Below are 21,402 nucleotides of genomic sequence, written 5' to 3' on the forward strand. Positions count from 1 at the left end.
CGAGACCACATGGGCACCCCGTACATGGGTGAAATTCGGTTGCTGTCGTTCAACTTCGCCCCCCGGGGCTGGGCACCGTGCGACGGACAGCTCCTCCCGATCAATCAGAACCAGGCGCTCTTCTCCCTGCTCGGTACGAACTACGGCGGCAATGGTCAAACCACCTTCGCCTTGCCCGACCTGCGCGGCAGAATGCCGATGCACTTCGGAAGCGGGTTTCAGATCGGGCAACTGGGGGGCGAAGAGGCGACCACGCTGACCGTCGGGCAGCTCCCTGCGCACACGCACCCGGTCACGGCGGCGAAATCGGCCACCCGCACCGATCCCAACGGCGGGTTTCTGGCCGCCCCGGTGAAACCAGCGTTCACCGCCGCGGGCGCGTCGACAGCGATGGACCCGGCCGGGTCGGGCTCAACGGGAGGCGGCCAAGCGCATCCGAATATGCCGCCGTACTTCACCCTGAATTTCGCAATAGCCCTGCAGGGCATTTTCCCGAGCCGAAACTGACCATGCCCACCATCACCGCTGAGAGAGTGACCTTCTATGGCTGATCCATTCGTCGCTGAAATCCGGCCCGTCGCCTTCAACTTTGCTCCTCCAGGGTGGGCCCTCTGCAACGGCCAGCTCCTGCCGATTTCGCAGAACACCGCCCTCTTCTCGCTGCTCGGCACCTATTACGGCGGGGACGGACGGTCGACTTTCGCTCTGCCCAATCTTCAAGGCGTGATGCCGCTGGGCCAGGGGCAGGGTTCAGGGTTGAGCGACCGGCTTCTCGGCGAGGAAGGCGGGGTAGCGGCGGTGAGTCTTCTTCAGACTGAGATCCCGCAGCACACGCATATTCTCAAGGCGCTGAACACACCGGGCAACACCAGCTCGCCCGCGGGCGCGCTCTGGGCGCAACCGCGATACGGCCGGACGACGGAAAACTCGTTCGCTCCCTCCCCCCTGGCTCCAGGCGCCGCGGCGCAGATGAGTCCAAGCGCGTTGGCGCTCACCGGAAGCAACGAGCCGCACAACAACCTTCCGCCCTACCTCGCAATCAACTTCATCATCGCGATGCAAGGAGTGTTTCCGCCGCGCGGTTAGGCCTCGGCCGGTCTACATTTCGTCGGGAATCTCCTCGGACTCATCCGCCGGCCGACCGGCGGATGCGACGGTGAGCGAATCCCCGTCAGGCGCCAGATCCACCCGCACCACGTCACCGTCGTGCACGGCTCCGGAGAGCAACGCCCGCGCCAGGTGATCGTCGATCTCCTGCTGCATCAGGCGGCGAAGCGGACGCGCCCCATAAATCGGGTCGTAGCCGCGCTCGGCCAGCCACGCGCGCGCATCCGGCGTGACGGCCAGTTCGAGTCGGCGGTCGCTGAGCCGGGTCTGCAGCCGGTCGATGTAGAGCTCGACGATCTGGCCGAGGTCGTCTTTCGACAGGGCGGAGAAGACGACGATGTCGTCGAGCCGGTTCACGAACTCCGGCTTGAAGGACTGCCGCACGAGTGCGCGCACGGCCTCCTCTTTCTCCTCGGGAGTCAAGGTTGTGTCGACCAGGTACTGCGAGCCGAGGTTCGAGGTGAGCACCAGAATCGTGTTGCGGAAGTCGACGGTGCGACCCTGGCCATCCGTCAGCCGGCCGTCGTCAAGCACCTGCAACAGCACATCGAACACCTCGGGGTGCGCCTTCTCGACCTCGTCGAACAGGATCACCGAGTAGGGGCGACGGCGCACGGCCTCGGTCAACTGGCCGCCCTGCTCGTAGCCGATGTAGCCGGGAGGGGCGCCGACCAGGCGCGAGACGGAGAATTTCTCGCCGTACTCGCTCATGTCGATGCGCACCATGGCTTTTTCGTCGTCGAACAAAAATTCGGCGAGCGCCTTGGCCAGCTCGGTCTTGCCGACGCCGGTCGGGCCGAGAAAGAGGAATGATCCGGTCGGCCGGTCGGGGTCCGAGATGCCGGCCCGGCTGCGGCGCACCGCGTCGGCGACCGCGCGCACGGCTTTCTTCTGCCCGATCAGCCGGTGGCCGAGCTCCCCCTCGAGGTTGAGCAGCTTCTCGGTCTCGCCCTGCAGCAGGCGTCCCACCGGGATGCCGGTCCACATGGCCACAACAGCGGCGATGTCTTCGGAGGTGACCTGTTCGTTCACCATGCGCGGCCCGGTCGACTCAGCCATCTCTGCCTCGGTCAACTCACGTTCGATCACCGGGATGTCGCCGTAGAGCAGACGGGACGCCTTCTCCAAGTTGCCCTCCCGCTGGGCACGGTCGGCCTCGCCGCGTGCGGCGTCGAGCTTCTCCCTCAGCTCGCCGACCCGGTTCAGCAAGGACCGCTCTTTGTCCCAGCGCGTCTGCAGCTCCAAGAGGTTTCTCTCTCGCTCGACGAGGTCTTCGCGCAGCTTGGCCAGACGGGCCTTCGAGGCGTCGTCCTTCTCCTTCTTCAGCGCCAGTTCTTCGAGCTTCAGCCGGTCGACGCTGCGGCGCAGTTCATCGATCTCCACCGGGGCGGAATCGATCTCCATGCGCAGACGGCTGGCCGCCTCGTCGATCAGGTCAATGGCCTTGTCGGGCAGCTGCCGGGCGGTGATGTAGCGGTTCGAGAGGGATGCTGCGGCCACGAGCGCCGCGTCGGCGATCGTCACTTTGTGGTGCGCTTCGTAGCGCTCCTTGAGTCCGCGCAGAATGGCGACCGTGTCCTCGACCGACGGCTCCCCCACGAACACCGGCTGGAAGCGGCGCTCGAGCGCGGCATCCTTCTCAATGAACTCACGGTACTCGTTGAGCGTCGTGGCGCCGATGAGGCGCAGTTCGCCGCGGGCGAGCATGGGCTTGAGCATGTTCGCAGCAGCGACCGAGCCCTCGCCGCCACCGGCGCCCATCAGGGTGTGCAGTTCATCGACGAAAGTAATGATCTGGCCGTCGGCCTCGTCGATCTCCTTGAGCACGGCCTTCAGGCGTTCCTCGAACTCGCCGCGGTACTTCGCTCCGGCCACGAGCGCGGCCAGGTCGAGGGCGACCAGTTGCTTGCCTTTGAGCGACTCGGCCACGTCGCCGGCGACGATGCGCTGGGCCAGCCCCTCGACGACGGCGGTCTTGCCGACACCGGGTTCGCCGATCAGCACCGGGTTGTTCTTGGTGCGGCGGGTCAGCACCTGGCTGACGCGGCGAATCTCGGCGTCACGACCGATCACCGGGTCGAGCTTGCCGCTGCGCGCGATCTCAGTGAGGTTCACACCGTATTGCTCGAGGGCGGTTTTCGCGTCTTCCTGGGGCGGTTGTTGTCCAGCTTGCATGTCAAGTCCTCCAAGGTCGAGCACAGCCCGTGCGGCTGACTCCAAGCTATCGACTCAGTCGCGCCCCTGCCACGTCGCGATGTCGACGACGTTGCCTTCCGGGTCGATGAGAGAGGTGAAGGCCGGCGCGTTCCGATCGCCGAGGAGGCGCCCGCCGGCGGCGAGCACGGCCTCGATGCGTGCCTGAGCCTGGTCATGCGGCAGCGAGACATCCAGGTGGATGCGATTGCGTGGCGGCACGTGTCGCTTCTCCTGAAACCACAGAGTCGGGCCGATCAGGTTGGGTTCCAGAAGATTTCCGCCACCGACGGGAACGTAGCCAAGCGCCGCGCTCCAGAAATCCATCACCGGCTCCGGATCCGCCGCGTCAAAAGCGATTTGCACGTGTTGTACGGCTGACGGGTCAGAGCGCAATCCCAGCTCCGCGGCGGCCTCGGAGATTCGACGAGCGAGATCGATGTCCAGATCGCTGAGGCCAACCCCGACGGTGATCACCTGAACGGTGACCGTATCCGGCCGAAGATCGACGAGCGGATCGTGACCCATCTCGGCCGCGAGCTCGGCAATTGCCGTGACGAAGCGAGCACCGGTGGCGAAGTCGCCGGTTTCGAAGAGCGCTTTCGCTCCCCAGTAAAGAACGCGCCAATCAGTGACGCCCGCGGCAGCGGAGAACTCGGAATCGGAGATCGGCTGAGACATGTACGGACCCTAACAGGAGGCATTGAGCCGCGGAAGGGTGCCGAACTAGGCTCGCATCGACGACGCAAGTGATCACAGTGGGCTCAAGCAGGGAGAACTGAACGTGACAGAGTCTGGCGCGCGTTCCGGAGCGATCGACGCCGTGCGCGTGCTCGGTGTGGCCGCCGTCGTCGCCGGCCATTCCTTGGCCATCCCCGTGGTGCGCCCGCTCGTCTACAGCTGGCACGTTCCGCTGTTCTTCTTTCTCGCCGGCTACTTCTGGTCGGCGGATCGGCCGGTCGTGGTCGAGCTCCGTGCCAGAACACGCACCCTCGCTCGGCCATACGTCGCGTGGTGGATTCTCATCGCCCTCGTCTTTGTGCCGCTGGATGCCACGCGAGAGTCGACGACGGCCATCCGTCTGCTCGGTCCATTCGTCGGTGAGCGGTCGGCGCTGCCATATATAACCTTCTGGTTCGTGTCGGCGCTGTTCGCCACGGTCATGTTGCTGCGCATCCTGTGGGTGCTGCCCCGAGCGATCGTCTGGGCTGTCGCAATCGCCGGCTCGATCTGCGGCTCTCTGTTCGGCGATGTGCTCGCCCACACGCCGCTCTCAATCGGTAACGCGCTCCCCTGTCTCATTTTTCTGATGCTCGGCACTCTGGCTCGTCTGCTGCGAGCGCGCATTGCGAGGCCCGGCCTGGTCGGGGTTGTGCTCCTCGTCATCAGCATCGTTCTCGTGGCGAGCAAGATTTCTGCCCCGCTGGACATCAAGCAAGGCGACTACGGCATCCCGGTCGTGAGCGTGCTCACGGCCGTCGCGATCTCGTTCGGGCTGGTCCTGGTGGCCGAGAGCCTCTTCGCGCGGGTGGCGGCCTCGCGCCATTCCGGTCTCGACTGGTGGCTCAACGCGGGGGCGACCCGGCTGGCCTACGCCGGACTCGCCGTTGTGCTGTTGCATCCTCTCGTTCTGTGGCTCATGCGGCAGTTCGTGCCGCCCGTTTCAAGCTGGATCGTCTTTCTCGTAACGCTCGTCGTACCGTGGGTGATCGGTGTCGCGGCCCTTCGGACATCCGCTTCCCCCTGGCTGACCGGGGTGGCCCGCGTCGGCCCGCTCTCTCGTCGCCCGCGCGCTTCGCGTCGGGAGTAGCCAACGCCCCCACCCACTGCCAGCTTCCCGACGGATGCCGCGTGCGAGAATGAAAGACCGTCACGTTTGGAATCTGCGCACTCTATGACCCCACTTCTCAGCACTCACGAGATCGCCCGCCTCGTCGGCAGTCAGGTTTTCTCACGCGGTGAGCGTTACGCGCGCAACGGAAACGTGGTCGAGATGGTGTGGCCGGAATCGGGCACGCGACTGCTCGGTCGTGTGGCCGGCTCGACCGACACCCCCTATTCGGTGACCGTCTCCTTCGCGGTGAGCATGTCGGGCGCCGTGATGAATGTCTCGGCGGTCTGCAGCTGCCCGGTCGGCCGAAACTGCAAGCATGTGGCGGCGGTGCTGATCGTGGCGCGCCGCCCGGACGTCGCTGACCTCGCCGACGGCGACGGCATGGCCGGCGGTTCCCCCGCCCGCCGAGGCGTCTCGTTCCCCGCCCTGGTGCCCGATTTCGAGGGCGGCGACCCAGAGACCGGCGCTAGGACATCCGGCCCCTCCTCGTCGGCCAACGCCAAAGCCGGCGCGGCCTCGCGCGGTGCCGCCGCGGCGAGCACCCCCGCCATTCCGGCGTGGCAACGCCAGCTCGCCCCGCTAGCCCAGCCGACCCGTAATCCGGCCGCGACAACGAGCACCCCGCTCGCGCTGCAGTTCGAGGTGCTTGAGGCGACGCGTTCGAGCCGGATGACGCCCGGTCCGTCGACGTACCGGCTCGGCATCCGCCCGATGGTGATGGGAAAGAAGGGCGCCTGGATTCGCGGAAACCTGAACTGGACCAACCTCAGCTACGCCCGCGGCACGTATAACCCCGAGCACCAGAAGATTCTCGGCGCGCTCTACGCGCTCTACTCGGCCGGGCAAAGCTATTTCGTGCACATCGACCAGTGGATGCACCTCGACGGGTTCGGCAGCCGCGCCCTCTGGGAGCTGCTCGGCGACGCGCACCGCAGCGGCCTTCCACTGATTTCGACGACGCCCGGTCAGGAGCCGATCACGCTTCTGACCGAACCGGCGACCGTCGCCCTCGATCTGACCCGCCGGGCCACCGGACTCGAACTGGCACCGGCACTTCGATTGACCGGGGCCGACAACGCGGATGCCGCGGATGCCGCGGATGCCGCGGATGCCGCGGACGCTAATTCCGGTGCCGACTCGACCTCGACCGATCCCGACCGCGAACCACTCAGTTTCGGTTTCATCGGCGAACCGGCGCACGGTGTTTTCGCCTGGCAGCTGCCGGATACCGGTCGCCCGCCGCGCGCTTCGACCCGGTCGACTCGTGGCGGGGCACGACGCTCCGGCACTCCGTCGACCGGCCCTGCGACCGGTGCCCGGATCACCCTTGCCCCGCTGGCCACACAGCTCGACACTCCCCTGCGTCGGCTTCTCTCCGCCCCCGAGAACATCGTGGTTCCAGGCGAGGACGAACCGGCATTCTTGGCCGACTACTACCCGTTTCTGCGCCGTCAGCTCGAGTTGACCAGCAGCGACGGCTCGTTCGAGTTGCCCGCAACGGCTCGCCCGTTTCTCTCGCTCGACCTCGAGCACACGAAGGATGCCGGCATCGCGCTCAGCTGGAGCTGGCAGTACGCCACACCCCAGGCAGAGGTCGCCGCAGAGCCGTCCGCCGACGCCGACGCGTTGTCTGCACCCGCGCTCCAAGCCGCTCCGGCCAATCCCGGTCCGCGGCTCCGCCTCCGCGCCCCGGAATCCGACGCCAACTACCGCGACCCGGCGCACGAGGCTGAGATCCTGCGCGAACTAGCCATGGTGCTCGCCCCGTTCGACTCGCTCTTCGAACAGAGCGGCGGCCGGCCCCGGCTCGCCGAGCGCAGCACCCTGACCGGCGCGCGGATGATCGAGTTCTTGGCCGGAACGGCGGCCGAACTGAGCGCATCCGGCCAGGTACTCGTGCAGCTGCCGGGCGACGGCCCCCAATACCGGGAGGCCGACGAAGCCCCGGTGATCAGCCTGGCCACCACCGAACGCCCCGACGACCGCGACTGGTTCGACCTCGCGGTGACCGTGTCGATCGAGGGCGAGGAGATTCCGTTCGACGACCTGTTCCGGGCGCTGGCGACCGAGCAAGAACTGCTCATTCTCGGCAGCGGCACCTGGTTCAGTCTCGACCGTCCGGAGTTCGCGCAGCTGCGCCGGCTAATCGAAGAGGCGCGCGGGCTGCAGGACTCGCACTCCAGCTCGCTCGGAATCAGCCGGTTCCAGACCGACCTCTGGGTTGAACTGCAAGAACTCGGTCTCGTCGCCGCGCAGGCCTCGGCCTGGCGGCAGGCCGTCGAAGGGCTGACGGATGCGACCCAAGTCGCCGCCCAGAAGCTACCGGAGTGCGTGAACGCGACCCTGCGCGAATACCAGCAGAGCGGTTTCGACTGGCTCAGCTTTCTCTACGACAACCAACTCGGCGGCATCCTCGCCGACGACATGGGGCTCGGCAAGACCCTGCAGGCGATCGCTCTGATCGCACACGCCCGCGACCGGCAGCGGGAGCAGAAGACCGCCCCTGCCCCGTTCCTCGTCGTCGCGCCGACCAGTGTCGTCTCGAACTGGGCGGCCGAATGCGCGAAGTTCGCGCCGGATCTGCGCGTCGTGGCCATCACCGAGACGTCGGCCAAGCGCTCGGCAGATCTTGCCGCATCCGCCGCCAGCGCAGATGTCGTGATCACCTCCTACACGCTGTTCCGCCTCGATTTCGAGGAGTACAACGCCATCGACTGGGCCGGGCTGCTGCTCGACGAAGCCCAGTTCGTGAAGAACCACCAGTCGCGCGCGCACCTCTGCGCCCGGCGGCTCAAGGCCCCCTTCAAACTGGCGATCACCGGCACCCCGCTCGAAAACAACCTGATGGAATTCTGGTCGCTCACCTCGATCACCGCTCCTGGCCTGTTCCCGAGCCCGTCGCGCTTCGCCGAGTACTACCAAAAACCGATCGAGAGAGACGCCGACTCCGAGCGTCTCGCGCAGCTGCGCCGCCGCATCCGGCCGTTCATGCTGCGTCGCACCAAAGACCAGGTCGCCAAGGATCTGCCCGCGAAGCAGGAGCAGGTGCTCGAGCTTGAGCTGCACCCGAAGCACCGCAAGGTGTACCAGATGCACCTGCAGCGCGAACGGCAGAAGGTGCTCGGCCTGATCGAGGACATGAACGCCAACCGGTTCGAGATCTTCCGGTCGCTCACCATGCTGCGTCAGCTCAGCCTCGACGCGAGCCTGTACGACGAGAAGTACTCCGATGTGCCGTCGACCAAGCTCGACGCGCTGATGGAGTTGCTTGAGGATGTCGTGGCCGAGGGGCACCGCACCCTCATTTTCAGCCAGTTCACGCAGTATCTCGGCAAGGCGCGTGACCGTCTCGACGCGGCGGGAATCTCGTACTCCTACCTCGACGGCAAGACCCGCAACCGGGCGAAGACCATCGCCGACTTCAAGAATGGCGACACCTCGGTCTTCTTGATCAGTTTGAAAGCCGGCGGTTTCGGACTCAACCTCACCGAGGCCGACTACTGCATCCTGCTCGACCCCTGGTGGAACCCGGCCACCGAGGCGCAGGCCGTCGACCGCGCGCACCGCATCGGCCAGACCAAGAACGTGATGGTCTACCGGATGGTCTCGAAGGACACCATCGAAGAAAAGGTGATGGCGCTCAAGGCGACGAAAGCGCAGCTGTTCGAGAGCGTGATGACGGATGGCGCGGTGAGCGGAACCGGCCTCAGCGCCGCGGACATCCGGGAGCTGTTGGCCTGACCTTTCGGCCCCGCGCGATCGCCGAGTTTGAGCGTTCCGGTCGAGTTTGCCCAGCAGAACAGGGTAACTCGACCGCACGTGTCAAGCTCGGCGCCGAAGACGCGCGCCCGTTGACGGAATCCCCAACTGAGAGCACTCTCAGTTTTGAGACCTGAAATGTCGGTTGCGAATCGTGTTCCTCCCACCGTTGTTTTCTAAGCTGCCGAGGGACGCCGACCTCCATTGCGGGGGTCGATGGCGAGTTGTGACCAGCTGCAGAGGGCGTGGGTGTTGTCAGCTTTTCTCGAGGATGTCGATCGGCGCGTTGCGTCAACGCTCACGTCACAACGCCGGGCGTGGCTGACCCGGCCGCGCACCCTCCTGGTCGGGTTTCTGCTGCTGCACCTGATCTTTCTGCTCGCGCTGCTTCCGACAATTCTCATCGGCGGTGCGCTGGGCGACCTTCCGCTCTATCGCACCTGGGCCGAGGAAGGCCTGACCAGCCAGCTCTGGCCCGGCCTTGATCTCGCCTGGGTCTATCCGATCGGCGCCCTCGCGCCCATCACCCTCGCCGCGCTCGGCGGCCCCGGCTTGTACCTGCTGTTCTGGTTTGTGATGACCACGATGTTGAACGCCGGTGCGATCGCCGCCCTCACCGATTTCGGGCGTCGCACCAGCGGCTACGCGGCCGCCTGGTGGTGGATGCTGCTCTGTTTCGTGCTCAGCCCGGTCGCCTTGCTGCGCCTCGAAGGCATCACCGCCCCACTGGTGATCATCGCGCTGGTACTCCTGGCCCGGCAACCGGTCATCGCCGCAGCTCTGCTCACCGTCGCCACCTGGATCAAAGTCTGGCCGGTCGCCGTTCTCCTCTCGATCGTCGCCGTTTCCCGGCAACGGATGCTCGTCATCGCGACCGCCGCCGTCGTCTCGGCCGGCGTCGTGGCCGGCGTCTGGGCGCTGGGCGGCCTGGCCTACCTCACCGGATTCATCACGATGCAATCCGACCGGGCGTTGCAGCTGGAGGCCCCGGTCTCCACACCCTGGGTCTGGCTGGCCGCACTCGGGTCGCGGGGAAGCTACATCTACCAGAACTTCGCAATCGCAACCCGGGAGGTCGCCGGTCCGGGCGCCACCGCTGCCGCATCCGCGATGACCCCGGTCATGATTCTGGCGATCGGCGGGGTGCTGGCTCTCATCGTCGTCGCGAAACGACGCCGCACCGACAGCGCGCACCTGATTCTGCTCGGCGCGCTCGCCCTGTCATCGGCACTCGTGGTCTTCAACAAGGTCGGTTCACCGCAGTACATGCTCTGGATCGCACCGATCGTGGCCGTCGGCGTCGCCTCCGACTGGAACCGGTGGCGCGTCCCGGCCTACCTGATGCTCGTGATCGGCGTGCTGACCACACTGATCTTCCCGGTGTTTTACCTGCCGCTCATCGACGGTGACCCGGCGGTCCTGATCCTGCTCACCGCGCGCAACGCCTTGCTGATCGTGATGCTCGGCTGGTCGGTGCTCCGGCTCTGGATGCTGGCCCGCGCGGGCGAAACGGAGCCGGCCCTCGCCGCCTCGCGCGTCGCGCCGACCGCGGCGCGCTAGGCGCGCTCGCGCTCCAGCTCGGCGGGGTGCAGCGACTCCTGGCCGACCGCGTGCGGGTGACCGAACTGCTCGGGCTGGACGACCGAGGCGTGAGCCTGCTGGGCGGCGACCGCGGGCATCCCATGGTCGTCGCCGCGGGAGATCTTGTCGATCCAGGCGAGGGCGACGGCCGAGATAATGAAGACCATGTGGATGATGACCTGCCACATCACGCCATCCCAGGTGTACCGCTCACCCGTGATCGACTCGCCGGTGTCGACCTGACCGCGGGCGGCCATGTCGCCGACCTCGATGAAGGTCTTGAGCAGGTGGATCGACGAGATGCCGATGATGGCCATGGCCAGCTTGACCTTGAGCACGTTCGCGTTGACGTGCGAGAGCCACTCGGGCTGGTCGGGATGTCCGTCGATCTTGATCTTCGAGACAAACGTCTCGTAGCCGCCGATGATCACCATGATCAGCAGGTTGGCGATCATGACCACGTCGATGAGGCCGAGCACGCTGAGCATGATCATCGCTTCGTCGATGTGACGCAGATCACTGAAGACTTCACCGGCGAGGTGCACGAGCTCGGTGATGAACACGACGACGTAGACGACCTGGGCCACGATTAGGCCGAGGTAGAGCGGAGCCTGCAGCCAGCGACTGAGGAAGATGAGGTATCCGATGCTTTGCAGCCCGCGGTTCTGCGGCGGATAGTGACGGGTGGTCGGCAATGATGTCGGCGCTTTTGTCATGGGTGAATTTTATCGCACGCATGCTGAACGTTTGTGCTGCACTAGGGCACGACGCCTGAGATTCAGCTGGAAAGACGGCCGGCGCCACCCCTGATTCGGGGTGACGCCGGTCGTGTGCAGGGTTCGGGTTACGACGCCGCCCGCTGCAGCGAGACGATCCCGGCCGGAAGTCGGTCTCTGGCGGAGACGTAGACCGTGCCATGAAGCGAGTCGACCGAGATTCCGTAGACCTTGTTGCCGTAGGCGGTGCCCGGGTAGTCCTGGATCGTGGTCAGATCGGTGGCCGAGAGGATCAGTACGCCGCTGGCCTCGAAGGCGTCGCTCTGGTGGCCGAGATACAGACGCTGGCTGACCGGGTCGACCGCGACTGAACGCAGGTCAGGAGCCGTGACCGTGGCCACCTCGTCGATGACCGTGAGGCTGGTTCCGTCGTAGACCCGCACCGCTGCCGTTGCATCGGTGACATCGGAGTTACTCAGGTACACGCGATTCGTGGTCGGGTCGAAGGCGATGCCGTGCGAGCGCCAGTTGGCGCCCACGGTGGTGACAGTGGTCGTCAGGGCTCCCGTCGTCGCATCCGCCACATCAAAGCCGGTGCCGCGGGTGGTGCCGAACACCCGCCCGCCGACCAGGTCGACGTCGATGCCCCGCACGTTGCCGGAGAACGGGAACGGCCCGCGCAGCAACGTGTCATCGGCGAGGTTCAGCACGGCCCACGATGCCCCGTAGGCCACGTAGAGCTCGTTCTTCGCCGTGTCGATGGCCACGTCGCGCACACCTTCGGCCGCGCCACCCGGAATGAGGTGGGTTGCCACGACGGTGTCGGTCTTCGGGTCGATTTCAACGACGCGTGCCGGGCGCTGTTCGTTTCCGACGAAGACATGACCGGTGCGGGAGTCGACGACCGAGCCGACCGGCTTGGTGTCGAGGTCGGGATTCGCCTGGGCCGACGGGATCGCCGCGAGTGCGGTCGGCGTGTAGCTGGTGCCCGTCGGAACAGCCGGCGGAGTCGTCGGCGGAGTCGTCGGCGGTGTGGTGGGTGGGGTTGTCGGCGGAGTCGTGGGCGGCGTGACCGGTCCACCCGACTTCGCGCGCTGGCTGACCGTCACCGCGGCAGAGGCCATCTCTGACCCGGGCGGGTTCAGGCGGAAGTCCCGGTTCGAGACGAACACGCGCTGGTGCTCCTCGTCGACCGAGATGCCGTAGCCGTCTTTGCCGTACTTCGGGTCGGCCAGGTCGGCCAGACGGGCTCCGGTGCGCAGGTCGTGCACCGAGAATCCGCCGGAACCGACCGCGGTGCCGGTGTAGCCGACATAGACCAGACCATGGGTCGAGTCCACGTCGATCTGACGCGGGTTGGCCCGGGTCGCCTGCTGCCAGAGCATCGCGAAGTCGTTGTTCGCGTCGAAGGCCGCGATGTTGATTGCATCGGGCACGTCGCTGAAGAACGAGGTGGTGACGATCCCCTTGGCCGGGTCGGCTGCCACGTAGTAGGCATCCGCTGTTCCGTTGACCACACCGAGCGAGGCGCCGGTGACCGCGTTGAGCACCTCAATGCCGCGCGACGGCACCGCGCCATAGACATAGCCCTTGACCGGGTCGACGTCGATCGAACGGTTCGACTCGATGAACGGGAACGGACCGCGCACGACCGTGCCGAAGCTGTCGTCGGCAATGGAGACGACCACCCAGTTGCGGTTCTGCTGCCCGACGTAGAGCAGCTTGTTCGCGTCGTCGATGCCGAGGTCGCGGATATTCTCCGGCAAGGTCATCTGACGTACGACCTTGTCGGTGTCGGGATCGACCTCGAAGATCGTGCGCGAGTTCTGGTCACCGAGGTAGAGCAGGTCGCGACTCTCCGAATAGGCCGAGCCGGCCGGCAACTGCGCGTTCGGCTTGCTGACGGATGCGAGGTTGCGGATCGGCGCGTAGTCGTACGCTGCGTCGAGAACACGTGTGCTGATTGTGACGGCCACCGGGGCCATCTCAGACCCGGGCGGGTTCAGCCGGAAGTCCCGGTTCGAGACGAAGACCCGCTGGTGCTCTTCGTCGACCGAGATGCCGTAGCCGTCTTTGCCGTACTTCGGGTCAGCGAAGTCACCGCGCACCGCACCCGTCGCCGGGTCGTGCACCGAGAATCCACCGCTGCCGACAGTTGTGCCGGTGTAACCGACATAGAGCAGTCCGTTCGTCGAGTCGAAGTCGAGCTGACGCGGGTTGGCGCGACTGGTCTTCTCCCACAGCGAGGCGAAATCGTTCTCGACATCGAACGCCTCGATGTTGACGGCGTCGGTGACATCGCTGAAATACGCGGCTGCGACTCGGCCATTCTCCGGGTCGGCTGCGACGTAATAGGCGTCGGCGGTTCCGTTGACGACACCGATCGATGCACCGGTCTCGGCATTCAGAACCTCGATGCCCCTCGACGGAACTGCGCCGTAGACGTAGCCCTTGATCGGGTCGACGTCGATCGAGCGGTTCGATTCGATGAAGGGGAACGGGCCGCGCACAACCTGGCCGAATGTGGCATCGGCGATCGAGACGACCACCCAGTTGCGGTTCTGCTGCCCGACGTAGAGCAGCTCTTTGGCATCGTCGATTCCGATGTCACGGATGTTCTCCGGCAGGGTCATCTGACGGGTGACCTCGTCGGTGTCGGGATTGACCTCGAAGATCACGCGTGAGTTCTGGTCGCCGAGGTAGAGGCGGTCCTTGCCCTCTGAGAAAGCCGATCCGGCAGGCAGCTTCGCGTTCGTCTTGTTGACCGAGGCGACGGCGCCGGTGACCGTGTAGTCGACGGCTTCGCCGGGCTCACCCGTTCCCGGGTTGGGATCGGGGTTCGGGTTGCAGCCCAGGCACGGGTTCGGGGTTCCCGGGTCGATCACCTGCGGTTCGGTGTCGTCGGTCACGGCCTTGCCGGCGTCGTTCTTGACGATCGTGAGACCGTCGTAGTACTCGCCGTCGGCGGTGCGTGACTCGTAGCGAAGCTCATCGCCAGAGACATCGATGAGCTGGTAGAGCTCGATGCCGCCGCCGAGTTTGCGCAGGTGGGCGTCGTTCTCTGTCCAGAGGCGGGGTCCGGCGCCGTCATACATTTTGGAACCGACGACCGAGACCGCGTAGACGGGGCCGTCGTAGTTGCGGGTCGCATTCCAGTCGGCCGGGTTGCCCTTTTCGGCGTCGTTCGAGTTGCCGCGACCGTAGTTGTGGTCGTGTCCCTGCAGAACGAGGTCGACATTGTTCGCTTCGAAGAGCGGCAGCCAGGCCTCACGGATCGCCCGGTTGTTGCGGCCCTCGTCGAGCGAGAACACCGGGTGGTGGAAGAACACCACTGTCCACTTGTTCGGGTTGGTCTCCAGTGTCGTCTTCAGCCACGCGGTCTGCACGGCGAGCGCCGCGGCATCCGTGATGTTGCTGTTCAACGAGATGAACCGCACGCCCTGGTAGTCGGTCGAGTAGACCGTGCCATCCAGCAGCGCATTGATCGCGGCTGATCCCTGCGGACCGTTGGCGGGGTATTCGAACTGGGCCTGCCACTGCTTCGAGAGCTCGGCGCCCTCGTATTCGTGGTTGCCCGCAGCGGCCAAGAAGTTCTGCGTGCCGAAGTTGTAGCCGGCGGCGTCGAAGACCTCGCCCCACTGCGCGTCGTCGTTGGCGTCGTCGATCAGGTCGCCGGCCTGAAGCACCAGACTGGCATCGGGACGGTCACGGAACGCGTTGCGGATGACGCGGGAGGCGTCGGACTTGATGCCGTTCTGCACATCCCCGAGGTAGATGAACGAGAAGTCCTCTGCCGTGGCCGCAGCGGTGGTGAAGTGCTGCCACTCGCTGAAGTTCGTGCCGTCGCCGACCCGGTACATGTACTGCGTTGCCGGGGCGAGATCGGTGAACTTCACGCTGTGGAAGAGTTCGGTGTAGCCGAGGCTCGTCGCGACCGATTCACTGTCCGATGCCGTCACGGTCTTGTAGTCCGTGCGGTACGGCTCGGCGGTGGCCACGCGAATCTGCGCCTGAGCCGTGGTGACACCGGTCGAGGTGCGCCAGGTGACGGCCTGAGACGTGGCCAGGTCGCCCGACGGCGTGAGCACGATGCGGTCGGGGATGCGGGACGGCCCGTGCTGCACGGCCGGGGTCACCGTTGCCGCCGAGGCAGGGGCGGCAAACCCGACGATCGGGGTGAGCAGCGCCGCGGCCAGGGCGGCCACGATGAGCGTGGCCGCTGTCCGCTTGGTGGTGCGCGTGCCGCTGGGTGAGTCGCTGACTCTGCCACTACGGAACCATGATGACGAACTCGTCATGGGCTGTCGGCCTTTCCGGACGTTGTGTTTCGACGGATGTTGCGAAGGCGTTGGATTGCCGCCTGGAGCCGTGCGGTTCATGCGTTGTCTCCGCGAGCGGTGCGGCGGCGACGGGCGAGAATCAGCAAGGTCAGGCCGGCCAGAATCGTGATTCCGACGAGGGCCATGATCGTGCCCAGTTGGGCCACGCCGGTGCTGGCGAGGTCACGCACTCCGGTGCTCGCCGAGCCAACCGGGAGAACGGTGACGGACGCCGATGCGGTCACGCCCGATTCCAGGCCGCGGGCGATCACGGTGTGCGTGCCGGCCGGGATGCCGGCCGGAATGCGACCGGTGAAGGTGAAGTTTCCTGACGCGTCAGCGGTCGGGTAACCGAGGATGACCGGGTCGGAGTGCAGCGAGACCTCCATGTCTTCGTTCGGGGTGAACCCCGAACCCTTCATGGAGAAGGTTCCGCCGGCTGCGACGCCTGTCACCGAGAGCTCAAGCGCACCGGGCCGGGGAGTCGGGGATGCGGTCGGTTCCGTGGTCGGCTTGGTGGTCGGCGTCGTGGTCGGTACTGACGTGGGCTCGCTCGTCGGAACTGTCGTCGGCACGGTCGTCGGCACGGCGGTGGGCTCCGTCGTCGGGGTCGGAGTCGGAGTCGGGGTCGGGGTCGGGGTCGGGGTCGGAGTCGGGGTCGGGGTCGGAGTCGGAGTCGGGGTCGGGGTCGGCTTTCCACCCGGCACCGTGACCGGCGGGCGCTCCGGCGCGTTGATCGTCGATCGGACGGAACCCGGGCCGCTGGCGCGTCCGACCGTCTCGTCGGTCACCAGCTTGGCGCCGGCATCCGTCTTGGCGATCGTGAACGCGTCGAACAGGTCGCCGGTGACCGTGCGGCTCTCGACGTGGATTTCGTCGTTCGTCACATCGACCGTCTGGTACATCTGCGTGTCGCGGTTCATGCTCCGCAGGTGGGCGCCGTTCGTGACCCAGTTGTTGGTGGCCGGGTCGTCGGGCACGTACATCTTGGGGCCGGCGACGGTGACCATGTAGACCGGTCCGGTCTGGCTGGTGGCCGGGTTCGCACCGGCCGGAAGGTTCTGCTCGTTGGCGAAGAGGTTGCCGCGCCCGTAGGCGTGGTCGTGGCCCTGCAGCACGAGGTCGACGTTGTGGCGCTCGAAGATCGGCAGCCAGGCGTCGCGGATGACCTTGTTGTCGCGACCGCTCGTCACCGAGAAGACCGGCTGGTGGAACGACACGACTGACCACTTGTTCGGGTTCTCGGTGAGCACGGCGTCGAGCCAGTTGGTCTGGGCCGTCATGTCGGCTCCGTTGATCTGCGAGGCGTTGAGCGAGATGAACCGAACGCCCTGGTAGTCGACGAAGTAGGTGTTTTCGCTGAACTGCGCCTTGATCTCCGGGGTGTCGGCGGGGCCGTTCTCCGGAAACTCGAACTGGGCCTTCCAATACTTGGTCAACTGCGGTCCCGGGTAGTACTCGTGGTTTCCGGGGGTGGCCATCACGTTGAGGTAGGAGTTCTGGAAGCCGGCTGCGGCGAACCATTCACCCCATTCGGCGTCGGCGATGTCGGTGTCGATGAGATCGCCGAGGTGCACGACGGCCTTCGCGTAGGGGCGCGCCTCGAAGGCGGCACGGAACGAGCGGGAGGCGTAGGACTTGACGTCGTTCTGCGCGTCGCCCTGCACCAAGAAGCTGAAGGGAGCGGCACTGGCGGATGCCGTGGCGAACTCGAACCATTCGCTCCAGGTCTCGCCGTCGCCGACACGGTAGACGTAGGTGGTCGATTCGGCCAGCCCGGTCAGGGTCGCCGTGTGGTATTTGATCGGGTAGCCGAGGTCGGTCGCGATCTGGGTCGTGCTCACCGCTGCGACGGTGCTCGACGGGGTGATCGGCCCATCGGTCATGGCGGCCAGCTGAACTTGCGGGCTCGTCACGTCGGTGGAGGTGCGCCAGGAGACGTTCTGGCTGCTCGCCGGCGTCGCACTCGGGGTGAGAATCACCCGGTCGGGCACGGCGGAGGCCAGGTGGATGCTCGCCGGCGGAACCGGGGGCGGAGCGAGTCCTCCGGCGGCGAAGGCGATCCCTCCGCCCGCGGCGGTCAAAGCCAGCGCGGCGATGACGCCGCCGGCCACTACGGTATTGCGCTTCTTCGGCGAAGTTGCCCAGCGCGTCATCAGATTGCCGATCATCCCGGTGGATGCCCCCTTGGGTGGTGGACGCGGTCGCGTCACGAAGTGTCAGTGGAGCAGCGGGCACAGCAAAATGACCGCCAGCGCTGTCAACGTATCGGGCGATTTCGGCGCAGCTCAGGGGGTTCTCAAACGCTTCAGAGGATGTTCAACTCCGGCTCAACTCCGGCACTCCTCGTTTGCCGACTGGGTCGCCGAACGCACCCTAAAGGGGGTCGCGATCTTTGCCCGTGGGGTGCCAACTTTTGCGAGGGAACGAGCGCGTCAACCGGGTGCTCGTTCGCCACGGCTGAGTCGGGAACGCCTCACCGCGCCCCCTCGAATCGGATCGGGGAGGCGCGGTAACGTCCGGGCGCTGCCTACTGCCGCGAGCCGATCTCCTCGATCGGCCTGGTCCGCAAGGCGGAGCGCGTCGACACTGCCTGGGCGGCCAGTGCGAGAGCGCACATCGAACCGATCACGAGGAGGCACGACAGCAGGGGGAGGTGCGGGATCGGCTGCCCGGTGATCCCGACGCTCATCCCCACGAGCGGCGGTATAGCGATCGCAACGCCGAACACGGCGGCGATCAGCGCGAGCATCACGGACTCCGTCCGCATCATGCCGCGCACTTGACGTCGCGTCGCGCCGATGAGCTGCATCAAGGCGAATTCACGGGAGCGCTCCCCGGTGGCCATCATCAGGGTGTTCACCACAGCAATCGCGATGTAGCCGAGGATCACGATCAGGGCGACCATGTTCACCCAGCCCTGCTGCGACCGCCCGTCGGCGCCGGCGGACGCCAACCCGCTGCCGCCGCTCACGGCGAACCCTGCATCCGCGAGCGCCGACCGTGTCGCGTCGACGTCGTCGCCCGCATCCACGAGGGCGAACCCGTTCAGGGCGGTGGTCGTGTGCGATCGCACCACGTCGCCGGACATCGTGACGGCGCCGAACCCCAGCCCGCGCTCGTAGATCGCGACGACCTCCGCCTTGAGCGGCGCACCGTCGCCGAACCGGCCGACGATGGTCTCCCCGATGTCCAGACCGAGCGTCTGCCGCGCGTCACTGCTCAGTGCGACCTGGTGTTCGCCGGCGAGAGCGTCCAACGACCCCTCCCGCACCTTGAGGTCGATCGTTCCCGGGGCCGCCTGTGGGTCGATACCCTGCAGGACGAACTCGGAACTGCTGATCTCCTGGTCGCCGAACTCGATGTAGTCGAGCACCGCCTGGCTCACGGTCACCGGGTTCACTCCAGCGACACCGGGCAGCGCCCTGATCATTTCGACGCCCTCATCGGAGATTCCACCCGGCACGCTCACCCGCAGTTCTGCGATGACGCCGGCCTGGGCCTGCGCACTCGCCTCGCTGGCCACGATCGCCGGAGCGCCGAGCTGCACGAGTCCCAGCGAGATTCCCAGGGCAATCGGCGTGATCGCCGAGGCCAGCCGTTGCGCGTTGGCGGTGCCGTTCGCCGATGCGAGGAAAGCCGCAGCCGACCTGCGCCGGCGCACCGCGCCGATGCCACGGATGGCGTGGCCGACGAGCGCGGGACCGAGCAGTGCGAGCGCGATGATCAGGACGATCGACGCCCCGGCGGCCGCACCGGCGGCGCCCGGACCGCGAACAGCCAACGGGATCATCGAGAGTGCCAGTCCGGCCGCCCCGAAGGCGAGGCCCGTGATCTTCCGGCCACGGCCGATCATTGCCGGACCGGTCGCGGCCTCTCGCAGCGCCTCGATCGGGTCGATCCGCGCCGGGCGGCTCGCGGCGATCCTGGCGGCGCTCCACCCCGCGAGGAGCACGAGGATGATCGCACCGACAGCGGGAATCGGACTCAGGGCAAGGGCGAAGCCGTCCGGGATCACTCCGGCCCGCACGAAGGCGCTTTGCAGCGTGGTCGCGAACAAATAGCCGGGAATGATGCCGAGGAGCGCGGCGAGCGAGGCGACAGCGAGCACCTCCCGAGCGACCAATCGGTGCACCTGAGCGGAGCTCGCCCCGACAGCGCGGAGCAGCGCGAAGTCCCGTCGACGGGACTGAACCGAGAGCGACAGGGTGCCAGAGACGATGAACATCGCGACGAGGAGGCACGTGCCTGCGAAGGCCGAGCCGATGGCCACCAGCGAGGTACGAGCGGCGCCGGAGTCGAGGAACTCTACATCGCCTCTGGCCTCATCCGTCTGCGCGGTGAGATCGGGAAACCTCTCGGTGATATCCGCCGCCAGCGCTGTGACCGAGGTTCCCTCGGCCGCGAAGACGCCGAGCACGGGAGCCGCGCCACCCCGCGGGTCGAGCTGCTCGATCCGCTGCTCACTGAGGAACACGTGGTCGGAGCGCTCAGGTTTCACCGGAGCCTCCGCGATGCCTACGACCCGATACTCAGCGAGGTCGCCGCCGTGCCTGAGGCTGAGGGTGTCGCCGATCGCGGCGGCCCCTGAAGTCGTTACCACGACCTCATCGAGGGCCGACGGAGCAACCCCCTCACGGATCTCGAACCCGCTCAGGGCCGAGGCCGACCACGGATGCGCTTCGACCGGCCCGTCCTCGGCGACGAGTGGCACTGTGACGTCTCCGACCACGGAGGCGACCCCGGGGAGAGCGACGATCTCGTCTGCCACGCCGGCCGGAAGTGGCACTCGTTCGACCAGGGGCACGGGGATGTCCCCGTAGGCGGAGACGGACTGGCTGCCGCCGACGATCACATCTGCGGTCGTGTAGCGTTCCGGCGCGAGACCGCCGCGGATGCCGGATTCGACGAGCACGCCGAGACCCGTGATGAGCGCCGTCGCGACGAATACCGATACCGCGACCCCCGTGAAGCTGCCACGGTTATGGCGCAGATCGGCACTGACCAACCGGCCAAAGCCGAGGCGTCGGGTGGCCATCACCACTCCCCGAGGGAGCTCATGCGGTCGGTGATCTGCGCGGGAGTCGCACCGTCGAGGTGGCCCGCGAAGGCACCGTCGGCGAGGAAGATCACCCGGTCGGCGTGCGCGGCGACGACCGGATCGTGCGTGACGACGACGACGGTCTGGTCTAGTTCCCGTGCGGTGTGCGCGAGGAGATCCAGCACCTGCTTGCCGGAGCGGGAGTCGAGGGCACCGGTGGGTTCATCGCCGAAGACGACGTACGGGCGGGTGATCAGCGCCCTGGCGATCGCAACCCGCTGCTGCTGCCCGCCGGACAGCTCGGCTGGACGCCGACGTCGACGGTCGGCGAGACCGACTGAATCGAGGAGGAAGTCCAGCCATCTCCGCTCGACCTGGCGCCCGGCGAGCAGGAGAGGCAGGCTGATGTTCTCCTCCACCGAGAGGGCGGGGAGCAGGTTGTACGCCTGGAACACAAAGCCCACATGGTCGCGACGGAACTCGGTGAGTGCCTTCTTGCGCAGCCCGGAGACCTCCGTGCCGCCGAGGCGGACCGACCCGCTCGTGGGAGTGTCGAGGCCCGCCGCGCAGTGCAGCAGCGTGCTCTTGCCCGAGCCGGACGGCCCCATGATCGCGGTGAAGGTTCCGCGCCCGAGGGAGAGGCTCACGCCGCGCAGTGCGGTCACCGCGTTGGCGCCGGAGCCGTATTGCTTGACGACGGAGTCGAGGCGTAGCGCCTCAGTGGAGAGTGGCGTCGCGGGGGCGGCGCCAGGAAGGAGAGAAGTCATGCTTCAACGCTAGGAAGAATGCGTGCGCTGCCCCATCCGGCCAGGTACCGGATCGATGGTGGTGCTGGCTATACCGTGCGGGGTC

12 protein-coding genes are annotated in these 21,402 nt (G+C 66.6%); 5 read left to right on the plus strand and 7 right to left on the minus strand.

Features of this window, described 5'->3' with window-relative positions:
• The first annotated feature begins 9 nt into the window (after positions 1-9).
• Together AB4Y63_RS08005 and AB4Y63_RS08010 are read left to right on the plus strand one after the other, a co-directional pair.
• A complete protein-coding gene (locus AB4Y63_RS08005; protein ID WP_441790525.1) occupies positions 10-507 on the plus strand; it encodes a phage tail protein in 498 nt (165 codons plus the stop codon).
• A 36-nt stretch (positions 508-543) separates the two neighbouring features.
• On the plus strand, positions 544-1,086 hold the full coding sequence (locus AB4Y63_RS08010) for a phage tail protein (protein WP_441790526.1): 543 nt from the start codon (positions 544-546) through the stop codon (positions 1,084-1,086).
• A gap of 12 nt (positions 1,087-1,098) precedes the next feature.
• Here the strand turns inward: AB4Y63_RS08010 and AB4Y63_RS08015 are convergent, their stop codons facing one another.
• Both AB4Y63_RS08015 and AB4Y63_RS08020 read right to left on the minus strand, forming a co-directional pair.
• Entirely contained in the window at positions 1,099-3,282 is a 2,184-nt protein-coding gene (locus tag AB4Y63_RS08015; protein ID WP_441790527.1) for an ATP-dependent Clp protease ATP-binding subunit, read from the minus strand.
• A 54-nt stretch (positions 3,283-3,336) separates the two neighbouring features.
• Positions 3,337-3,981, minus strand: coding sequence for a VOC family protein (locus AB4Y63_RS08020; RefSeq protein WP_441790528.1), 645 nt, complete (start codon positions 3,979-3,981; stop codon positions 3,337-3,339).
• Positions 3,982-4,084: 103 nt separating this feature from the next.
• Between AB4Y63_RS08020 and AB4Y63_RS08025 the strand changes: the two genes are divergently transcribed.
• The 3 genes from AB4Y63_RS08025 (at position 4,085) to AB4Y63_RS08035 (ending at position 10,453) form a co-directional block, all read left to right on the plus strand.
• Positions 4,085-5,110, plus strand: coding sequence for an acyltransferase family protein (locus AB4Y63_RS08025; RefSeq protein ID WP_441790529.1), 1,026 nt, complete (start codon positions 4,085-4,087; stop codon positions 5,108-5,110).
• Positions 5,111-5,194: 84 nt separating this feature from the next.
• Positions 5,195-8,875 carry a DEAD/DEAH box helicase gene (locus AB4Y63_RS08030; RefSeq protein WP_441790530.1) on the plus strand — a complete coding sequence of 1,227 codons (3,681 nt, stop codon included), beginning with the start codon at positions 5,195-5,197 and terminating at the stop codon, positions 8,873-8,875.
• Between the two features lie 270 nt (positions 8,876-9,145).
• Positions 9,146-10,453, plus strand: coding sequence for a glycosyltransferase 87 family protein (locus tag AB4Y63_RS08035; protein WP_441790531.1), 1,308 nt, complete (start codon positions 9,146-9,148; stop codon positions 10,451-10,453).
• Here AB4Y63_RS08035 and AB4Y63_RS08040 read toward each other — a convergent pair.
• The 5 genes from AB4Y63_RS08040 to AB4Y63_RS08060 all read right to left on the minus strand — a co-directional run bounded on the left by AB4Y63_RS08040 (position 10,450) and on the right by AB4Y63_RS08060 (position 21,317).
• Entirely contained in the window at positions 10,450-11,190 is a 741-nt protein-coding gene (locus AB4Y63_RS08040; RefSeq protein ID WP_441790532.1) for a TIGR00645 family protein, read from the minus strand. The genes AB4Y63_RS08035 and AB4Y63_RS08040 overlap by 4 nt on opposite strands.
• Positions 11,191-11,318: 128 nt before the next feature.
• Positions 11,319-15,488 carry a metallophosphoesterase gene (locus AB4Y63_RS08045; RefSeq protein ID WP_441790533.1) on the minus strand — a complete coding sequence of 1,390 codons (4,170 nt, stop codon included), beginning with the start codon at positions 15,486-15,488 and terminating at the stop codon, positions 11,319-11,321.
• A 77-nt stretch (positions 15,489-15,565) separates the two neighbouring features.
• The gene (locus AB4Y63_RS08050; protein WP_441790534.1) at positions 15,566-17,680 is read right to left on the minus strand and encodes a fibronectin type III domain-containing protein; all 2,115 of its coding nucleotides are present in this window, start codon (positions 17,678-17,680) and stop codon (positions 15,566-15,568) included.
• 359 nt (positions 17,681-18,039) lie between these two features.
• A complete protein-coding gene (locus tag AB4Y63_RS08055) occupies positions 18,040-20,547 on the minus strand; it encodes an ABC transporter permease (RefSeq protein ID WP_441790535.1) in 2,508 nt (835 codons plus the stop codon).
• Positions 20,547-21,317 carry an ABC transporter ATP-binding protein gene (locus tag AB4Y63_RS08060; protein WP_441790536.1) on the minus strand — a complete coding sequence of 257 codons (771 nt, stop codon included), beginning with the start codon at positions 21,315-21,317 and terminating at the stop codon, positions 20,547-20,549. The genes AB4Y63_RS08055 and AB4Y63_RS08060 overlap by 1 nt, the downstream gene beginning before the upstream one ends.
• Between the last annotated feature and the right edge of the window lie 85 nt (positions 21,318-21,402).

It is taken from the genome of Leifsonia sp. YAF41 (genome assembly GCF_052113185.1).
GTDB lineage: Bacteria > Actinomycetota > Actinomycetes > Actinomycetales > Microbacteriaceae > Cryobacterium.

Excerpts from the sequence above, each read along its gene's own strand:
- AB4Y63_RS08005 (WP_441790525.1), top strand. The coding sequence starts at position 10 with ATGGGCACCCCGTACATGGGTGAAATTCGGTTGCTGTCGTTCAACTTC.
- AB4Y63_RS08010 (WP_441790526.1), top strand. The coding sequence starts at position 544 with ATGGCTGATCCATTCGTCGCTGAAATCCGGCCCGTCGCCTTCAACTTT.
- AB4Y63_RS08015 (WP_441790527.1), bottom strand. The coding sequence starts at position 3,282 with ATGCAAGCTGGACAACAACCGCCCCAGGAAGACGCGAAAACCGCCCTC.
- AB4Y63_RS08020 (WP_441790528.1), bottom strand. The coding sequence starts at position 3,981 with ATGTCTCAGCCGATCTCCGATTCCGAGTTCTCCGCTGCCGCGGGCGTC.
- AB4Y63_RS08030 (WP_441790530.1), top strand. The coding sequence starts at position 5,195 with ATGACCCCACTTCTCAGCACTCACGAGATCGCCCGCCTCGTCGGCAGT.
- AB4Y63_RS08040 (WP_441790532.1), bottom strand. The coding sequence starts at position 11,190 with ATGACAAAAGCGCCGACATCATTGCCGACCACCCGTCACTATCCGCCG.
- AB4Y63_RS08045 (WP_441790533.1), bottom strand. The coding sequence starts at position 15,488 with ATGACGAGTTCGTCATCATGGTTCCGTAGTGGCAGAGTCAGCGACTCA.
- AB4Y63_RS08050 (WP_441790534.1), bottom strand. The coding sequence starts at position 17,680 with ATGATCGGCAATCTGATGACGCGCTGGGCAACTTCGCCGAAGAAGCGC.
- AB4Y63_RS08055 (WP_441790535.1), bottom strand. The coding sequence starts at position 20,547 with ATGGCCACCCGACGCCTCGGCTTTGGCCGGTTGGTCAGTGCCGATCTG.
- AB4Y63_RS08060 (WP_441790536.1), bottom strand. The coding sequence starts at position 21,317 with ATGACTTCTCTCCTTCCTGGCGCCGCCCCCGCGACGCCACTCTCCACT.